We start from the raw sequence: 19,582 nt of genomic DNA on the forward strand, positions 1-19,582 counted from the left end.
ATCTTTTGAAGGATTTAAAACAAGAATTTTAGCTAAAATAACAGCATTAACTTTGGTTCAATATATCAATAAATTCATATTTGATAGACCAATAAACAATATTAAAAATCAAATTATTTAATTACACCCAACGGGTTAAATATTACTATTTGCTAATTGCCAAAACTTATATTAAAGATAATATCATCTATTTTATATATTTGTTTTATTCTAAACCAAAAGTATATCCATGTTATTATCCAAACTATTCCGAAAAAAATCAACCTCAATTATAGTAAAACAAGGCGGTGATGGCGAACATCATGACTTAAATAAAGTTTTAAACGTTAGGGATCTAACCTTCTTTGGCATTGCTGCCATTATCGGTGGTGGTACTTTTAGCGCCATCGGGAATGCGTGTTTTTCGGGTGGGCCGGGCGTTGTGTTTCTATATGTGATTTGCGCTGTTGCTTGTGGTTTTACTGCTTTGTGTTATGCCGAGTTTGCCTCGCGGGTTCCTGTTTCCGGAAGTGCTTATACTTATGCTTATGTTTCTTTTGGTGAATTGTTTGCCTGGATTATTGGATGGGCATTGATTATGGAATATTCCATTGGTAATATTTATATCGCTTTTTCGTGGAGTGGCTATTTTACCAATTTGCTAGAAAGTTTTCATTTACACTTGCCCGAATGGCTGACCATTAATTATAAATCCGCTCAAGATGCTTTATTGGCTAACAAAGCAGGTGAAGGTTTAACGGCCTGGCAAAACGCCCCAATTTTTGGCGGCTTGCGCATTATTTTTGATTTGCCTGCCGTAGTAATTAATATGCTTATTACCTATTTGGTTTATCGTGGTACTAAAGAATCTAAAAACTTTAGTAATGTTATGGTATATATCAAGCTTGTCATTATCGTTTTGGTTATAGTTGTAGGTGCATTTTATATTGATATTGCCAATTGGACACCTTTTATGCCTAATGGTTTTGGTGGCGTTATGGGTGGTGTTTCGGCTGTGTTCTTTGCTTATATTGGATTTGATGCAGTGTCAACTTTAGCAGAGGAAAGCAAAAATCCGCAGCGCGATTTGCCACGTGGAATGATTTATTCCTTGGTAATTTGTACTGTTGTTTATATCATTTTGGCATTGATTATCACCGGAATGGTATCATATAAACTCCTTGGTGTCAGTGATCCTTTAGCTGAAATATTTGAGTTGAAAGGTGTAAAATGGATGCTGTTTATTGTTTCGATTGCTGCAGTAGTAGCGATGACTAGTGTGTTATTGGTTTTCCAAATGGGGCAGCCTCGAATTTGGATGACAATGAGCCGGGATGGTTTAATGCCAAAGAAATTCTCTGAAATACATCCTAAATACAAGACGCCAAGTTTTGCGACTATAGTTACAGGTTTGGTTGTTGGTATTCCAATATTTTTTACCGATGAAAACTTTGTGTTAGACTTTACCAGCATCGGAACTTTATTCGCATTTGTGTTAGTATGTGGCGGAGTTTTATTGTTATCTCCACAAAGCGAAGCAGAATTAGCAGAACGCGCTACCAAAGGAAAATTCAAGATCCCGTACGTGAATTCAAAATTCATATTCCCATTAATTTGTATTGCAACTGTTGGAGTTATTCAATATTTTCTGCCAACTTATTTTAGTTCCATTTTTGATTTTTCGGGCGATAAAGTTGTTACTAACCTGCCGTTAATTGTGTTCTTTATTCTTTGTATCGTAATGGCTGTAATTGCCTTTATGAAGAACCTTTCATTAATTCCGTTATTGGGATTAATCTCCTGCTGTTACCTGTTAACCGGAATGGCAGTTTCAAATTGGAAATGGTTTGGAATTTGGTTGGTTATCGGGCTGTGTGTGTATTTTATGTATGGATATAAAAACAGTAATTTAAATAAGAAATAAACAAAAAAAATCCGTTAAAGAGAACTCTCTAACGGATTTTCTACGCAATTTGACTTTTTTACTGTTAACCCACTTTTGCTTTCAACAGTTCAGTATACTGTTTCAGTTATTTTAATTTATTGGTTTTCTACCAACTGCAAAAGGATAAAATTTCTTCCTACGGTTATTGTAAAGCACATCAAATTTTTGTATTAGGGGCACGCTTTTACTGCTAAAGTTCCTCCCTTTTGAATAGTTTCTTCTATTGTTATAAAAACAATTTCTATAAATATTCTAATTCAAATGTAGAAAAATGAAATAGAAATTTTACTGGTTTTCAAAATTTTAACATTAAAAAATGCAAGTTTTTGCTTATTGTATAACTATACTTATGAAAAAAATAATAAGCTAAAAATTATCTTATAAGTAGCCCTAGTTGTCAACAGTTTAATTAACAAAAGAGTGTTTATTTCAGAAGTATATATTTCACTATTTTCTACTTTTTAGTAAAATAAAAACTGTAATTTTGTGACGCAAAAAAATAAAATTCAACAAATTATAAACCATTGTAAGTAATATGAGTTCATTTGACGTAGTCATTATAGGTTCTGGTCCGGGCGGATATGTATCGGCTATTCGTTGCGCCCAGTTAGGTTTCAAAACCGCCATCATCGAAAAATATTCCACGCTTGGCGGGACTTGTCTTAACGTAGGTTGCATTCCATCAAAAGCATTACTCGCTTCCTCCCATCATTACGAAGAATTACAACATTTTGCTGACCACGGAATAGAAGTTTCCGGTCAGGTAAAAGTAAATCTTGAAAAAATGATTGCCCGCAAGCAAGCCGTTGTAGACCAAACTTCGGGCGGAGTAAAATTCCTAATGGATAAAAACAAAATCACCGTTTATGAAGGATTGGGTTCGTTTGAAAGCGCTACTAAAATCAAAATCACAAAAGCTGATGCCAAATCAGAAATTATCGAAGCCAAAAACATCATTATTGCGACCGGTTCAAAACCATCTTCTTTGCCTTTTATAAAATTGGATAAGGAAAGAGTCATTACTTCGACAGAAGCCTTAAAATTGCCGGAAGTTCCTAAACATCTAGTAATCATTGGTGGTGGCGTTATCGGAATCGAATTAGGACAAGTATATCTTCGTCTTGGTTCCCAAGTATCTGTTGTTGAATATATGGACAGAATAATTCCAGGAATGGATGCAGGTTTGTCGAAAGAATTGACCAAAGTGCTTAAGAAACAAGGTATGAAATTTTACACCTCACACAAAGTTCAGGCCGTTGACAGAAAAGGAAACACGGTTACGGTTAAAGCCGAAAATGCAAAAGGTGAAACCATTACGCTTGAAGGAGATTATTCTTTGGTTTCTGTTGGACGTCGCCCCTATACTGAAGGATTAAACGCTGACAAAGCCGGAGTTAAAGTTACAGAAAGAGGCATGATTGAAGTGAACGACCATTTACAAACCAATGTTTCAAATATTTATGCAATTGGTGATGTGGTTCGTGGTGCTATGTTGGCTCACAAAGCCGAAGAAGAAGGAACTATGGTTGCCGAAATATTAGCCGGGCAAAAACCACATATCGATTACAATTTGATTCCAGGCGTAGTTTATACCTGGCCCGAAGTTGCAGCAGTTGGTAAAACCGAAGAGCAACTGAAAGAAGCTGGTGTTGCCTACAAAGCGGGAAGTTTTCCGTTTAAAGCCTTGGGAAGAGCAAGAGCAAGTGCTGATAATGATGGATTTGTAAAGATTTTAGCGGATGCAAAAACGGATGAAGTTTTAGGCATTCATATGATTGGTGCCCGTTGTGCTGACCTGATTGCAGAAGCAGTAACGGCTATGGAATTCAGGGCTTCTGCCGAAGATATTTCGAGAATGTCGCATGCACATCCAACATTTGCTGAAGCAGTAAAAGAAGCTGCCTTAGCGGCGACTGATAACAGACCTTTACATATTTGATATTTTAAAATATAAATTAGTCCCAATGATTTGGGACTTTTTTTATTTATAAGTTGTTGGATTTGATAAATTCTTTACAATAGGTTTTGATTTGCAATTTGACTACGATATAGTAACATTGTCTACCAAATTATTTTTTGTTATTTTATCAGCAGCAAACATATCTTATCAGTAATCCTAAATATTTTCATTACTTTTGACGCTTTAAAAAACAACATTTATGGCATCAGTTATATTTAGTGGAAATCCCGTAAACACTAATGGTGAATTACCAAAGGTAGGAACAAAAGCGCCTGATTTTAAATTGACATCAACCGATTTATCAATTGTAAGCTTGAGCGATTTTGCTGGAAAAAAATTAGTCCTGAATATTTTCCCAAGCATTGATACCCCAACCTGTGCTTCATCAGTTAGAAAATTTAATGCTGACGCCGGCAACTTGTCTAACACTAAAGTATTGTGTATTTCCCGAGATTTGCCATTTGCACAAAAACGTTTTTGCGGTGCCGAGGGATTGGACAACGTAATCAACCTGTCTGATTTCAACACTGGAAATTTTGGAAAGGATTACGGACTTGAGTTTGTTACCGGTGCTTTTGCCGGATTACACTCGAGAGCTGTGGTTGTTATTGATGAAAATGGTGTGATAAAATACACAGAACAAGTACCTAATACTTCTGACGAACCTAACTACGAAGCGGCATTAGCTGCACTATAATTTATGGAATTCCAAAAAGATAACTCATTTTTCACCGGTCGATTGAAAAGCGTAGGTTTTGCCGTTAAAGGTGCTTATAAACTCATCACTACGGAACACAGTGTGATGGTGCAGTTTTCATTAGTCATTTTACTCACAATTGCAGGATTTTATTTCAACATTTCAAGAGAGGAATGGATGATGCAAATTTTGGCATTTGGACTGGTTTTAGGCATTGAAAGCCTTAATACAGCTGTCGAGAAAATCGCCGACTTTATTCACCCTGAATTTCATGACAGAATTGGTTTTATCAAAGACATTGCCGCAGGTGCAGTGATGTTTGCAGCAGCTGCTGCCATTGCAGTAGGATTATTAATTTATGTTCCTAAATTTCTATAATCATTCGATTAAATTTCTATTTTTATAGCGATATAAATAACCAATGGCAAAAACAGTAAAAAAAGAACCAAAACCAAAAGATCCCCAATCGGATATTAAGATTTTAAAAACCAAAAAGCAATACCGAATGCTGTTTGGTTTTCTTTTGGTTTTATTGTCTATTGGTTTTTTGGTTTCCTTCATTTCTTTCTTTGTTTCCGGTCAAGCCGATCAAAGCGCCGTGAATTCTCTTACTGACAGAAGCGAACATGTAGAAAACTGGCTGGGTAAATTTGGCGCCTATATTGCCGATTTATTTATTTATCGTGGTTTTGGAGTAGCGTCCTTCCTATTTGTCAAATTGTGCTTTTTAAGTGGTGCCTTTTTGCTGTTAGACTTACCTATTCGAAAACTTAAGAACACCTGGTTTTGGGATTTGTTTGCAATCATAGTGTTGTCGATAACGTTCGGTTTTTTTGCTACGACAATTCCAGAATTAGGAGGAACAATAGGATACGAACTCAACCAATTTATTCAGGATTATATTGGTAAGGCCGGAACACTTCTCGGAATTGTATTTGCGATTGTCATCTATTTGATTTTCAAAATAAAGATATCGCCCGATGCTATTAAGACATTCTTTGAAAAGAAACATAGTGACATCAAGGATGATTTGAATGGATTAACAACAGAAAATGGAACCGACTATAATTTAGAGGAATTTGCTGTTGCAGAAGAGGAAAAATTAGACGAACCTACATTAAAAACTTCCCAATTCGAAATTAATAAAGAATTGTTGAAACCTACCATTGAAAATGCTTCCGAAATTAATCTGGAACCAACCATAAAAATGGCTGTTACTCCTTCTATTCCGGAACCACAAATCATTCCAATTCATGATGAAGCTTTTGTAATTGAAAAAGCAACTGACGAAGATGTTATAGAAGAAAATTTAGCTGCTAAACTAGTTGCCGACTTTGGGGAATTTGACCCAACATTGGAATTATCCAACTACAAATTCCCGACGATTGATTTGCTAAAAGAATATACTTCCGTTGGTATTACCATCAATCAGGAAGAACTGGAAGAAAACAAAAACCGAATTGTAGAAACCTTAAAAAACTACAAAATTGATATTGCCCAAATCAAGGCAACTGTTGGTCCATCGGTAACGCTGTATGAAATTGTACCGGAAGCCGGAATCCGTATCTCAAAAATTAAAAGCCTGGAAGACGATATCGCTTTGTCACTGGCAGCCTTAGGGATTCGTATTATTGCTCCTATTCCCGGAAAAGGAACGATTGGAATTGAGGTTCCAAACAAGAATCCGACGATGGTTCCTATGAAAACAGTAATTTCTTCGGCCAAGTTTCAGGAAGCCGAAATGGAATTACCAATTGCTTTAGGGAAAACCATTTCCAATGAAACCTTCGTGGTCGATTTGGCAAAAATGCCACACCTTTTAATGGCTGGTGCAACCGGACAAGGAAAATCGGTTGGATTAAATGCCGTTTTGACTTCACTATTATACAAAAAACATCCGGCAGAAGTAAAGTTTGTTTTGGTCGACCCAAAGAAAGTTGAGCTTACTCTTTTCAATAAAATTGAACGTCATTATCTTGCAAAACTTCCAGATGATGGTGATGCTATTATTACGGACAACACCAAAGTAATTCATACATTAAATTCATTGTGTATTGAAATGGATAATCGCTATTCTTTACTAAAAGATGCCATGGTTAGAAATATCAAAGAATATAATGATAAGTTTAAAGCCCGCAAATTAAATCCGGAAAACGGACATCGATTTCTGCCTTATATCATTTTGGTTGTTGATGAGTTTGCTGATTTGATTATGACCGCCGGTAAGGAAGTAGAAACACCAATTGCACGTTTGGCTCAGCTGGCGCGAGCTATAGGTATACATTTAATTATCGCTACACAACGACCATCTGTTAATGTTATTACAGGTATTATCAAAGCCAATTTCCCGGCGCGTATTGCTTTTCGGGTTACTTCTAAAATTGACAGTAGAACTATATTAGATACACAGGGTGCAGATCAATTAATAGGACGTGGAGATTTATTGTATTCCAACGGAAATGATTTAGTGCGTGTGCAATGTGCCTTTGTAGACACACCTGAAGTAGAACGGATTGTAGATTATATCGGTTCCCAAAAAGCTTACGCCAGCGCTTATTTATTACCCGAATATGTTGGTGAAGATGGTGGTAGCGTAAATTTAGAGTTTGATATATCTGAAAGAGACAACTTGTTCAGGGAAGCCGCAGAAATAATCGTAACTGCACAGCAGGGTTCGGCATCATTATTGCAAAGGAAGCTGAAATTGGGTTATAACCGTGCCGGTCGACTGATTGATCAGTTAGAAGCAGCCGGAATTGTAGGTCAATTTGAGGGAAGCAAAGCAAGAAGTGTTAACATCACCGACTTAGCTTCATTAGACCAATTTTTTAATAATGAACAAAACAATGATTAAAATGAACAAGATAGCAGCGATTATTATTTTATTTTTAGTAACGCTAAATGCGAATGCTCAGGATAAAAAAGCAAAAGAGTTGTTAGAGCTGGTAACAGCCAAAATTAAATCCTACGATAACATTATCATCGATTTTAAATACACTCTCAACAATTACAAAGAGAATATCAACAAGGAAAGTAAAGGAAACGTAATCATTCAGGACAATAAATATGTGTTGAATTTTATGGGTGTAACCAAAATATTTGATGGTAAAAAAAACTACACTATTGTTCCCGAAGACGAAGAAGTTACGGTATCGGGATTAAATGAAAAAGATGATAACGCAATCACGCCTTCTAAAATGCTCACCTTTTTCAACAGCGGTTATAAATTCAGCTGGGACATTCTTCAGGATGTAAAAGGGCGAAAAATACAGTATATAAAATTAGTACCAACAAACGGGAAAGACCAACGTAAAGAGATCTTGTTAGGTATTGATTCCCAGACCAAAAACATTTATAACGTGATTGAAATGGGTAAAAATGGAACTAAAACTACACTTACCGTTAATTCTTTTAAAACCAATCAGCCATTATCAAAAAATCAGTTTACCTTTGTGCCTAGTAAATATTCAAATTACTACATCAATAAACTAGATTAATTTCGGGTGAAAATACTTGACAGGTACTTATTAAAATCCTTCCTTATTACATTTGCTACGGTATTTGTAATTCTCTTTTTCATTTTCGTTTTACAGGTTGTTTGGCTCTTCATTGCTGAATTGGCCGGTAAGGACTTAGATTTCATAATGATTCTTAAGTTCCTTTTATTTAAAATGCCAAGCATTATTCCGCTTGTTTTACCCTTATCTGTTTTATTAGCCTCAATCATGACCTTTGGTAGCCTTGCAGAAAACTATGAGTTTGCGGCAATGAAATCCTCTGGCATATCCTTGCAGCGTTCCATGAAAACCTTGATTTATTTTATTACCATTCTAAGCATTGTTGCTTTTTTCTTTGCAAATAATGTAATTCCGTATGCCGAGTATAAGTTCATCAACTTCCGAAGAAATATAGCCCAGGTAAAACCCGCGATGGCTATAGCCGAAGGACAATTCAGTCAGATCGGAAGTTATAATATTAAGGTTGAAAAAAAATCAGGCGATAACGGCCGATACCTCAGCGGTGTTACCATTCACAAATTATCCAACACAGGAGCAGGAAGTAACACCGTTATCAAAGCTAAAAAAGGGGAACTGATAAGTAGCGAAAACTCCAACATTCTGAAATTGGTTTTGAAAGACGGAAATTACTACGAAGACATTATTCCTAATAAATTTGAAGATCGTAATAAAGTTCCCTTTGCCAAAAGCGAATTCAAAACCTATGTTATCAATATTGACCTGTCAAAATTAAACAGTGCCAACCTGGACGAAGAGCAAATCACCAATACCAATACGATGCTGAATGTTGGCGAATTAAAATTTACACTCGATTCCCTACAAAAAAACTACAATAAAGACTTGGTTTCCATTGCTGAAAATATAAATTCACGTTCGGCAATGACCACTTCAAACTTTACAAACAACGTCACTTTGTCTGCACTAAATGCTGCCAATGTATTAGATAACTTCTCCGATACTGATAAAACACAAATTCTTCGCGTAGCTAGCGGAAATGTTGATGCTACTAACTTTACCCTGGAAAGTTCACGCTTTGAATTGGAAGACAAACAAAAGATTATCAACCTACATTGGATTGCACTTTATGACAAATTCGTAATTGCTTTTGCCTGTTTATTAATGTTCTTTATAGGCGCGCCATTGGGTGCCATTATCCGAAAAGGCGGATTAGGTTTGCCTATTATATTTGCCATACTTATATTTATCACGTTCCATTTTATCAACACCTTTGGGAAAAAAGTGGCCCAGCAAGATGAACTGACCCCTTTCATGGGTAGTTGGATGTCATCCTTTGTGCTCACACCCCTGGCAATAATCTTAACCAAACGAGCTACCGATGACAAAGGGTTTTCAATTAGTTTTGATTGGATAACGGATATTTATAATCGATTTATACCAACCAAAAGTGAAAAACAATTAACCGAACAGCCTCTAGTAAATATAGATGAACTTAGTGTTGTAAAAGATACCGATTGGGAAAAACTTAATGGCTATGAAAATGAGATATTAATCAAGATTGTAAAAGAGGCAAAACAGTTTGGTTATTCTAACGATTATCGAAATAAAGCATTGAAAATATTGGAATCAAGGAATATTACTCAGGATGAATTATTACTTGGAAACAACCTTTACAATGTGGAATTCAATAAAGTAGAAGAGCTCAACACCCAATATAAAATCTATAGTAAAATCACTTTTGTTGCCTATTTAGTAATGTTAGGAATATCTTTTCTCGGAAAACCCCAAACGCTTATTCCCATAATAGTTACGATTATCGTTGCCGGAGTTTTCTATTCGGCATTGTTTAAATCACAACTGCTGCTGGATGAAATAGGAACAATCATGGATAAAAAAGTTGATTTAAATCTGTATCTGGTTGTTCTGGCAGGGTTTCCATTCTTTATCCTGTTTTATTTCTACAACAGAAGTTATTTAAAAGAAGTAGTATCCGAATTTAATAAAAGTACGCACTAATGAGCGAAAGTAAAATACACCTCAACACGATAGAAGAAGCCATCGAAGACATTCGACAAGGCAAAATTATTATTGTAGTTGATGATGAAGACCGCGAAAATGAAGGCGATTTTTTGGCTGCAGCCGAAAAAGTAACTCCCGAAATGATAAATTTCATGGCAACCCACGGAAAAGGATTAATCTGTGCGCCATTGACAGAGAAACGCTGTGATGAACTGGAATTACATTCGATGGTAAAAAATAATACCGACCATATGGAAACCGCTTTTACTGTTTCTGTTGATTTAAAAGGCCATGGTGTTACTACGGGAATTTCAGCATCGGACCGGGCAAAAACCATACTTGCTTTAGTAAATGAAGATACAAAACCTTATGATTTGGCACGACCGGGACATATCTTTCCCTTAACGGCAAAACAAGGCGGCGTATTGCGACGAACAGGGCATACCGAAGCGGCAATTGACTTCGCACGGTTAGCCGGCTTTAAAGCTGCAGGTGTGATTGTAGAAATAATGAATGAAGATGGTTCTATGGCGCGCTTACCGGAATTGGTAGAAGTAGCCAGGAAATTTAAACTTAAACTCGTTTCCATAGAACACTTAGTGGCATACAGAATGCAGCATGACAGCTTAATTGTCAAAAAAGATGATTTTGAGATTCAAACCCGTTATGGGAAATTCCGTTTACGTGCTTATCAACAAACTACGAACCGTCAAGTTCATTTGGCACTGACCAAAGGAAGTTGGAATTTAGGAGAACCAATACTTACCCGAATTAACTCTACGCAGGCGAATAATGATATTCTCAACACTTTAGCTACGGCTATGGATAAGAAATTGGACGACGTTTTCAACCGAATTATCCAGGAAGAAAAAGGAGCAATCCTCTTCATTAATCAGGAAGTTGATTCTTCCGACTTATTACATCGGTTAACCGAGTTAAAGCAATTACAGTCCGAAGGCAATTTTAAGGTGCCACAAATCAAAATGGACGTCAAAGATTTTGGTATTGGCGCCCAGATACTTCATGATATAGATATTTCTAAAATACGCCTCATTTCAAATACCACCCAAACCAAGCGTGTCGGAATGATTGGCTACGGATTAGAGATTATCGAATATGTGCGTTATTAATCAGTTTTAAATGTTGTAAAAATTAAAAACCTTCAAGTTTCTTGAAGGTTTTTTGTTGGAGTAAAGACTCCTAAATTACTAAAAAGCTTTTGAAGTTAATGGGATATCTATTGGGCTGAAAACGCCCTGGTAAATGCGCTGCCATAAAGTACAGATGTTTTTTTATTTTCCGTTTTAAGCTACTGGCAAGTATATAGATATTACTGTTCCTATATTTTCCTGGCTTTCCGCTTGAATTACTCCATTATGATTAACGACTATCTTTTTTGAAAGGGTCAATCCCAAACCGCTTCCGCGGTACTTGTCCTTGCTGTGCAGCCTGTAAAAAGGTTCAAAAATCCTAGTAGCATATTTTGGGCTGAAACCAATTCCATTATCGCTTATTTTTAGTTTAACATAATCCAAAGCACTATCGCCCCCTACCCTGTCTACTTCTTCCTGCGAAGGGCGCACTGTGTCAATTTTGATATGTGGCACAACATCTTTTGCCGTGTATTTGATGGAATTAATAATCAGGTTGGTAAATAATTGCTGTATCTGATGCGGAATAACATGCAATGCCGGTAGTGTTGAAATCACGATTTCAGCTTTTTTCTCGGCAATAATATCCTTTATGTCTGTTGTCGTTCTTCTTAACAGCTGGTTAAGATCCGTTTTCTTATAATCCTTTTGGGTAATAATATTTGCTTTTGTAAACCCGATAAGATCTGTAATAAGTTGCCGCATTACTACAATAGAAGTCATAATGCGGTCCAAAGAAAATTTACTTGATTCAGAAAGGTTTTTTTCCTCTTGTACAATTCGCGTACAAAACATATGAATTTTTCGGAGCGGCTCCTGCAGGTCATGACTCGCCGAGGAACTAAATGCCTGCAACTGTTCATTTTGTATGTTTAACTCTTCATTTTTCCCGATTAGTAGCTCATTCATGGCAACAATTTCGGTAATATCTTCAAAGGCAATCAGTATCATTCCGTTGGGCTTCGAATCGACAATTTGTCTTGCATTCACCATCATTGTTTTCTTTCCAATTTCGGGACAAAGTGTTACCACTTTAAAATCATTTAGTTCATTGGTAGTTTTCAGCTTTTCGATGATTTCCTTAAATTCACGAATGTTCCATTGGCAATTTCCTACTTCAAAAAAAGAATAATTTTCGGTTTTGTTTTCAGTTGTTTTAAAGTGCGTATAAAACGCAGGATTTGCATATTTAATTGTGAAATTACGATCAATTATAACTAAAGGTTGCCGTATGGTGCGCGTTATAGATTCAGAATAGCATCGCAACCCTAAAAGTTGCTCATTACGGTTCAAAAGCTCTTCATTGACACAACTAAGTTCTTCATTGCTGGATTGCAATTCTTCGGCCGACTTTTCAAGTTCTTCATTAAATACCCGCAACTCTTCAAAAGCAACCTCTTGCTCCGCGGCAACACGCTTGATAAATTCCTTCATTTTTACACGCGGACCCGCATGCGTCGACTCAAATGCCTCGGGAACAAAACGCTCATCTGAATGCTTACGTACATACATTGCTGCGTATTTGCCTAAAGGTTCAAACAAATTTGACTCGTCAGCGGTTTCAGATGCACCAAGAAGCAGAAATCCATTCTCCTGAAGGGAATAATGAAAAGCGCCCAAAACCTTATTTTGAAGGTTTGTATTAAGATAGGTAAACACATTTCGACAGGAAATAAGATTCATCTTGGCAAATGGCGGACTGCTATGAAAATTGTGGACTGCAAATACACACATGTCACGGATCTTTTTGTCGATATGAAAATACCCATCGCGTTTAATAAAATAACGTTTAATCCATTCCTCAGAAACGTGTTGAATATCGGTAGCCGAATAAATGGCAACCCGCGCTGCCATAATGTTGATTTCTGAAATGTCAGAAGCAAACACCTGCACCTTCATATTCGTTATTTTTTTTTCCGATAGGTACTCAGTAACGCCAATGGCAAGAGAATAGGCTTCTTCTCCGGTAGAGCAGCCAGCAACCCATATTCTAAGGGTATTGTTATCAGCGTTTTGTATAAGTTTCGGAAAAACTTCGGTACTAAGTGTATCAAATAGGCTTTTGTCACGAAAGAAAAAGGTAACGGGAATAAGAAAATCATTGAATAAAGAATCCTGCTCTGCCTTGTCAATACGCAATAAATTGTAATAGTCTAGTAATGTTTCCTTCGTGAGTACCACCATTCGCCGGGCGATACGCCTTCTAAGCATAGGTCTTTTATAGTCGGTGAAATCATTCCCGCTTCTAGTAGAGACTAAACCAATTATTTTCTCAAGGACAGTTTCCAAACTTTGAGGCATCAGTTCCTTATCAGAGTAACCAAAGTTGGTTTTATAGGCTTCGTATATCCGTATGATTTTCAGCGGGGTTTCTTCAGGCAGCAATATAAAATCGACAATATCTGACTCAATCGCAGCGTGTGGCTTTCCCATATAAGTAGCAGATTCAGGATCTTGTACGAGCGTTACGCCACCCTTTTCCCTTATCATCTTCAAGCCATGAACGCCGTCAAATCCTGCGCCCGAAAGCAGCATTCCAATAGCGAAACTTTGACAAACTTCCGCTAAGGAGGTAAAAGAAATATCTATACAATCCTTTTGCCTTGCCAAATGAATAATCTTCTCCAGTTTAAGGACACCATTTACATTAATAACACTATGGTTTTCAGGAACGACATAAACTTGATTGGGTAACAAATGAATCTCATTGATGATTTCCTGAACGGGTATCAAAGTCGACTGTTGGAGTTTTTCAATAAGGGTATTATCATATTCAGGTAGGAAGTGCCTAATTATCAGATAAGCTATCCCACTATCAGGAGGTATATGGTGTAGTATTTTTATAAGTGGCTCCAAACCACCTGCTGCTGCACCAATACCAACGACAGGAAAATAGATTTCTTTTTTGATAATTTCAGCCTTCTTTTTTTTGGAAATTGTTTTTAGTTTTATATCCATAATCTCAAAGGTAATCCAAAAAATGCCTACCGTTTGTTAGCAACGATGATTAATTTGCTGTATGTGGGAATTGTGTAACGCTCCTCTGAAATTCTGTAAATGTCTCTGATTTTCAGTATGGAAATTTGATGTTCCCCCTTAATTAATGTTTTTTATTCACACTTATCATGAAAGGAAAAATTACTTTATTTTATGTCGACGACGATATGGACGACCTTGATTTTTTTGAGGAAGCGGCGAAAGGCATTGAAGTAAATGTAGAGTTGTTTACTAACTGTGATGATTTAATCGCAAACTTGCATAATGCACCCTATCCTTCCATCGTATTTTTAGACCTTAATATGCCCTTGAAATCAGGATATGCTCTCTTACAGGAAATTAAGCAATCACAAAAACTGGCACGGCTGCCGTTAGTTGTCTTATCTACCGCCATAGAACACTCCATTATCGAAGAATGTAAAAAGCTTGGCGCTGATCTTTACATTAGAAAACCTACATCAATTAAGGAGCTTACAAACGCCATTGAATTTGCTATCAGCATAAAGTGGGCTGACTTTAATCTCAGCGGATTAAAATTCCTTTACAAAAGGTAATTTCAAAAAAAAGTTTTACCGGTAAGTTGTACTCCTCCATACGGCCACGCATATTCAACTTGCAATAGTGTAATAAAAAAAAATAATTATATAAATCCAAGTATATCTCCAGACTTAAATTAGCTTCCTTATGATAAATTACATTACGGAACCTTATATTTTTTTTAAACATTTTAAAACTGAGCCATGATTAAAAACTTACAGTTACGCAACAAAAATACTTCGAAAGCGAAGTTCAATTCTTCACAACAAAGTCCCCAAGAATATGATATGGTAGTATTTTGCCATTTAAGATGGGAATTCGTTTACCAACGTCCGCAGCATTTAATTAGTCGGATGGCGCAAACCAAAAAAGTGCTTTTCATTGAAGAGCCTTTGAATTATAATAATGACGAATCCGGAAGTCTTGGCAATCTTATAACAATTAATGAAAATCTTCATATTCTACAACCCAAGGTAAAAGATATTGAGGCAATTGCCCGAATCATTCCCCGTTTTATAAAGAGTAAATCCATAGGAGTTGGTTGGTTTTACTCACCGGCTTTTAGTCCGTTATTGAATGCATTTAATTTTGATACAGTGGTTTACGATTGTATGGACGAACTTTCCTTATTCAAAGGAGCACCGTCGTTTATCATTCAGGCGGAAAAATACCTTATGGCTAATGCGGATATTGTATTCACGGGCGGCAAATCGTTGTACGAATCCAAAAAAGAATTGCATTATAACGTGCATTGTTTCCCGAGCTCTGTCGATACGCAACACTTTTCTCAGGATGTAAATGCAATGGATATTCCCGCCGATATTGCCAATATTAAAAAGCCAATAGTTGGCTATTTTGGTGTTATTGATGAGCGTATTGATGTACAACTGCTTCAGAATATCGCTCTTGCCCGTCCCGATGTTTCCTTTGTAATGATTGGTCCATTAGCGAAAATTGAAGATAAGGATTTACCAAAAGAAACGAATATCTATTATCTGGGAATGAAAAAATATAGTGAACTACCTTTATATTTAAAAGCTTTTGACATCGCCATGATGCCTTTTGCACTGAATGACGCTACAAAATATATAAGTCCTACCAAAACCCTGGAGTATATGGCGGCAGGCAAACCTATTATTTCAACCCGAATTAAGGATGTGGAGCGCGATTATAAAAGCTGCGTTCATCTTGTTGAAACTTCCGCCCAATTCAGTGATGCAATCACAGCAATATCAGGAGTTGAAAATAACCTGATGCTGCAATGTCAATACACGGATATTTTAAGACAAACATCATGGGATGCAACAGTTGAAAAAATGAGCAAAATACTCAAAGACTTTGCCTTATGAAACCAATCGAAATCTTAATTATTGGTGCGGGTATTTCGGGTGCTGTACTTGCTGAACGATATGCATCATTAGGAAAAAAGGTGTTGCTTATCGAAAAACGCAATCATATCGCGGGCAATTGCTATGATTATATTGATGAAAATGGCATATTGGTTTCTAAGTATGGTGCGCATTTATTTCATACCAACGATGAAACGGTATGGAACTATGTAAACAGGTTTTGCAAATGGTATCCGTGGGAACACAAGGTTATTGCTCGGGTTGGTGACAAAACAGTTCCTATTCCAGTAAATATTACTACGGTAAATGAATTATTTGGAACGGATATATCCAATGAGCAAGAGATGAGTGCTTGGCTGGAAGAAAACCGTCTTCCGATTGAAGCCCCAGCCAATGGCGAGGAAGCGGTCCTTAACCGCGTAGGATTGGTTTTGTATGAAAAAATGTTTAAGCATTACACCAAAAAACAGTGGGATAAATATCCTGCTGAACTGGATGCTTCAGTCCTGGAGCGCATTCCCGTAAGAACCAATTACGATGACCGTTACTTCTCCGACACTTATCAGGCACTTCCTGTTGGTGGTTATACCAAATTATTTGAAAATATCCTAAATCATCCCAATATAGACGTGTTGTTGGAAACAGACTATTTTGATGTAAAAGAACAATACCAAGATTATGAGAAAGTATTTTATACAGGAGCCATCGACCGCTTTTTTGAATTCACGAAGAACCTCGACGAAAAATTGGAATACCGTTCGATAAACTTTGTTAGCGAAACCTTTGATATTCCATACTTTCAGGAAAACTCCGTAGTAAATTATCCGGGTACTGAAGTTGACTATACCCGAATTATCGAGTACAAGCATTTCGGAAACCAGCAGTCAGAGAAGACAACAGTTGTAAAGGAATACACGGTTGCTGAGGGTGAGCCCTATTATCCGGTACCAAACCAACGCAACCAGGAAATTTATAAACGCTATAAAATGGAAGCGGACAAACTGCTTGATGTGCATTTTGTGGGAAGGCTAGCGAATTATAAGTATTTCAATATGGATCAGGCTTTTAAGAATGCGCTAGACTTATTTGACCAATTAGAGAAAAAAGAAAAATCAGATTATAAAACCGCCATATAATGAAGCTATTTAATACATTCTTTATGGGCGGATACGAATGTGCCGACCAAATCAATCGTTCGGGTGAACGGATAAACCTGCTTAAGGAAACCCAGCACGATGTTCGTGTCACAGAAGATTATGAAGCCATAGCTGCAATTGGAATTAAGACGGTACGTGAGGGAATTTGCTGGAGCAATGTGGAAAAAAATCCCTATAACTATGATTTTTCAGAAGTGCAAAACCGCATAGCTGTTGCGGACAATTTAGGCATACAGCAAATATGGGATCTCATTCATTTTGGCTATCCGGATGATATTTATCCGACACACCCTCAATTTAGCCAGCGATTTGAAAAACTGTGTGAAGCATTTGCCCTTTTTTTTCGGTCAGTTTCGAATAAGCAATTATTTGTTGTCCCCGTTAATGAGATAAGTTTTTTGTCCTGGCATTCGGGAGATGTACGTGGAACTACCCCTTTTATGGTAAATAGTGGTTGGGATATAAAATACCACTTGTGTAAGGCGGCCATCCTTGGAATAAAAATGCTTAAAAAAATGGATCCCGAATGCCGAATTGTTACTGTAGAACCATTAATCTGGGTTCATGATAATGCCTTAGGTGAAAATTCCGCCCATGTGACAGAGCTAAATGAAAATCAGTTTCAGGCAATGGACATTATTGCGGGAAGAATATGCCCGGAACTTGGTGGGTCAGAAAAATTTCTGGATATCCTCGGCTTTAATTACTATTGGAACTGCCAATGGGAAGTGCACGGTCTGCCATTGGATTGGCCTGAAAGTTTTCCAAGAAGGCTGCCCGTTTCGGAATTGCTGTTTATGGCTTATAACCGATATAAAAAACCATTATTTCTCTCGGAAACTGGGCATTTTGGAGAAGGACGTGCAGAATGGATCGAGGAAATTACTGCTGAATGCTTAGAAGCACAAAAAAAAGGTGCCGACTTAAACGGCATTTGTATATATCCTGTAACGGACAGACCTGACTGGGACAACCTAAAAAAATATTGCGATTGTGGTATATGGGATTTGGATGAAAACAATAACCGGATTCCTTATTCTAAATACATAGTAGCAGTTATCCGGGCGCAAATTCTTTGTAATGCCGAGAACAAAAAGGAATTTTCACAGAATATAATTTTTAATCAAATGGAAATTTAAAGATTACTTATCATTCGTTAAGACAGCTCAACAGTTCATAAATTCAAAGTGTTGTAATTATATAACGGAAGTCTAGAATAGTATAAAAAAAGGTTATTTATCTACTTTACTTTTGAGAATGTTTAACTTAAAAATCAAAAAATCATGAAAAATTCAGACGACAAATCCACACAAAAAGATGATAAAAAAACCGGTTCAAAAGGTTCAGACAGCAAATCATCGAAAAGCAGTGATGCCAAAAAAAGTTCCACTAAAAAGTAATTTTAAAAACAAACAATTCATGGAAAACGAAACCAACGGAGGTTATGGCCGCGAAGGCTTTACTTCACAGGATCAACTATCTCAAAATTATGATTCACAACAAAACCGACATGCCGATGCTGAAGGTGGCATCCAAAACAGTGGTCGGGGACAAAATGATAGTTCCAATGCTTCCGCTAACGATTCAGAAAGCTTTACCGCTTCGGATCCATACTCAACTAACAGCAATTTTGAAGACACAGAAAGCCAAGCATTAGACGCTAACTTTATTGATTCAGATGAACTTGAGGATGATGATGATTTTGAGGACGAGGAAGATGATGACCTTGAAGTAGATGAAGAATCAGAAGATCCCGCGTCAGACGATTTTAGAACTCCCGGACTTTAACAAAAATTAGCAATAAAATATTATGGAAACAAAAAGCAAAAACTCGGAAAATGGCACCGCTTCTAAAACGGCTGGTGTTGTAAAACGTAAAAGCTCTGCCGCGGAGGGATTACGCGAATTATTCGTGGATTCCTTGAAAGACATTTACTGGGCAGAGAAAGCATTGGTCAAAGCCTTACCAAAAATGGCAAAAAATGCAACTAATGAAAACCTTATCATGGCTATCAACGAACATCTTGAGGTTACAAAAGATCAGGTAATCAGACTGGAAGAAGTATTCTCTATTATGGGTGAGAAGGCTGTTGCCAAAAAATGCGATGCCATGGAAGGCTTGGTTGAAGAAGGAGAAGGCATACTTGAGGAAACCGAACCGGGAGCGGTACGCGATGCTGGAATCATAGCTGCATCCCAAAAAATTGAACACTATGAAATTGCAACTTATGGCACTCTAGCTGCCTTTGCCAAAACACTTGGCGAAGACGAGGCTGCGGCGTTGCTTGAAGAAACATTGGCTGAGGAAAAAGAAG

Annotated in this window: 14 protein-coding genes and 2 pseudogenes; 15 read left to right on the plus strand and 1 reads right to left on the minus strand. The window is 37.0% G+C overall.

Translation table 11 applies throughout. The features are described from left to right. From Q0Q99_RS12055 to ribB, 9 genes and pseudogenes are all read left to right on the plus strand, one after another. Positions 1-121: pseudogene (locus tag Q0Q99_RS12055) on the plus strand (IS982 family transposase); the annotation flags it as partial. 108 nt (positions 122-229) lie between these two features. Continuing rightward, on the plus strand, positions 230-1,903 hold the full coding sequence (locus Q0Q99_RS12060) for an amino acid permease (RefSeq protein WP_293896288.1): 1,674 nt from the start codon (positions 230-232) through the stop codon (positions 1,901-1,903). A gap of 556 nt (positions 1,904-2,459) precedes the next feature. Beyond that, the gene (gene lpdA, locus Q0Q99_RS12065; RefSeq protein ID WP_293896290.1) at positions 2,460-3,863 is read left to right on the plus strand and encodes a dihydrolipoyl dehydrogenase; all 1,404 of its coding nucleotides are present in this window, start codon (positions 2,460-2,462) and stop codon (positions 3,861-3,863) included. Positions 3,864-4,083: 220 nt separating this feature from the next. After that, entirely contained in the window at positions 4,084-4,581 is a 498-nt protein-coding gene (gene tpx, locus Q0Q99_RS12070; RefSeq protein ID WP_293896292.1) for a thiol peroxidase, read from the plus strand. Positions 4,582-4,584: 3 nt separating this feature from the next. After that, the gene (locus Q0Q99_RS12075; protein ID WP_293896295.1) at positions 4,585-4,959 is read left to right on the plus strand and encodes a diacylglycerol kinase; all 375 of its coding nucleotides are present in this window, start codon (positions 4,585-4,587) and stop codon (positions 4,957-4,959) included. A 43-nt stretch (positions 4,960-5,002) separates the two neighbouring features. Further along, positions 5,003-7,435 carry a DNA translocase FtsK gene (locus tag Q0Q99_RS12080; protein ID WP_293896298.1) on the plus strand — a complete coding sequence of 811 codons (2,433 nt, stop codon included), beginning with the start codon at positions 5,003-5,005 and terminating at the stop codon, positions 7,433-7,435. Position 7,436: 1 nt separating this feature from the next. Continuing rightward, positions 7,437-8,078 (plus strand): outer membrane lipoprotein carrier protein LolA, encoded by a 642-nt coding sequence (locus Q0Q99_RS12085; protein WP_293896301.1) that lies wholly within the window; start codon positions 7,437-7,439, stop codon positions 8,076-8,078. Positions 8,079-8,084: 6 nt separating this feature from the next. Next, positions 8,085-9,476 (plus strand): annotated as a pseudogene (locus Q0Q99_RS12090) (LptF/LptG family permease); the annotation flags it as partial. 596 nt (positions 9,477-10,072) lie between these two features. After that, on the plus strand, positions 10,073-11,206 hold the full coding sequence (gene ribB, locus Q0Q99_RS12095) for a 3,4-dihydroxy-2-butanone-4-phosphate synthase (protein ID WP_293896304.1): 1,134 nt from the start codon (positions 10,073-10,075) through the stop codon (positions 11,204-11,206). 174 nt (positions 11,207-11,380) lie between these two features. Here ribB and Q0Q99_RS12100 read toward each other — a convergent pair whose 3' ends face one another. Further along, positions 11,381-14,185: a CheR family methyltransferase gene (locus Q0Q99_RS12100; RefSeq protein ID WP_293896307.1), complete on the minus strand. Its 2,805-nt coding sequence runs from the start codon at positions 14,183-14,185 to the stop codon at positions 11,381-11,383. A gap of 167 nt (positions 14,186-14,352) precedes the next feature. Here Q0Q99_RS12100 and Q0Q99_RS12105 point away from each other — a divergent pair, with 167 nt between their 5' ends. From Q0Q99_RS12105 to Q0Q99_RS12130, 6 genes are all read left to right on the plus strand, one after another. After that, positions 14,353-14,778 (plus strand): response regulator, encoded by a 426-nt coding sequence (locus Q0Q99_RS12105; protein ID WP_293896310.1) that lies wholly within the window; start codon positions 14,353-14,355, stop codon positions 14,776-14,778. A gap of 186 nt (positions 14,779-14,964) precedes the next feature. Further along, positions 14,965-16,110 carry a glycosyltransferase gene (locus tag Q0Q99_RS12110; protein WP_293896312.1) on the plus strand — a complete coding sequence of 382 codons (1,146 nt, stop codon included), beginning with the start codon at positions 14,965-14,967 and terminating at the stop codon, positions 16,108-16,110. Beyond that, a complete protein-coding gene (gene glf, locus Q0Q99_RS12115; protein ID WP_293896315.1) occupies positions 16,107-17,246 on the plus strand; it encodes a UDP-galactopyranose mutase in 1,140 nt (379 codons plus the stop codon). Before Q0Q99_RS12110 ends, glf begins: the two co-directional genes overlap by 4 nt. Further along, positions 17,246-18,406, plus strand: a complete 1,161-nt coding sequence (locus Q0Q99_RS12120) for a hypothetical protein (RefSeq protein ID WP_293896318.1) — start codon at positions 17,246-17,248, stop codon at positions 18,404-18,406. Before glf ends, Q0Q99_RS12120 begins: the two co-directional genes overlap by 1 nt. Before the next feature lie 280 nt (positions 18,407-18,686). After that, positions 18,687-19,055 carry a hypothetical protein gene (locus Q0Q99_RS12125; protein ID WP_293896321.1) on the plus strand — a complete coding sequence of 123 codons (369 nt, stop codon included), beginning with the start codon at positions 18,687-18,689 and terminating at the stop codon, positions 19,053-19,055. A 22-nt stretch (positions 19,056-19,077) separates the two neighbouring features. Further along, positions 19,078-19,582, plus strand: a 505-nt coding sequence (locus Q0Q99_RS12130; protein ID WP_293896324.1) for a ferritin-like domain-containing protein, incomplete at its 3' end; no start/stop codon positions are given.

The sequence above is a fragment of the Flavobacterium sp. genome (genome assembly GCF_025352425.1).
GTDB lineage: Bacteria > Bacteroidota > Bacteroidia > Flavobacteriales > Flavobacteriaceae > Flavobacterium.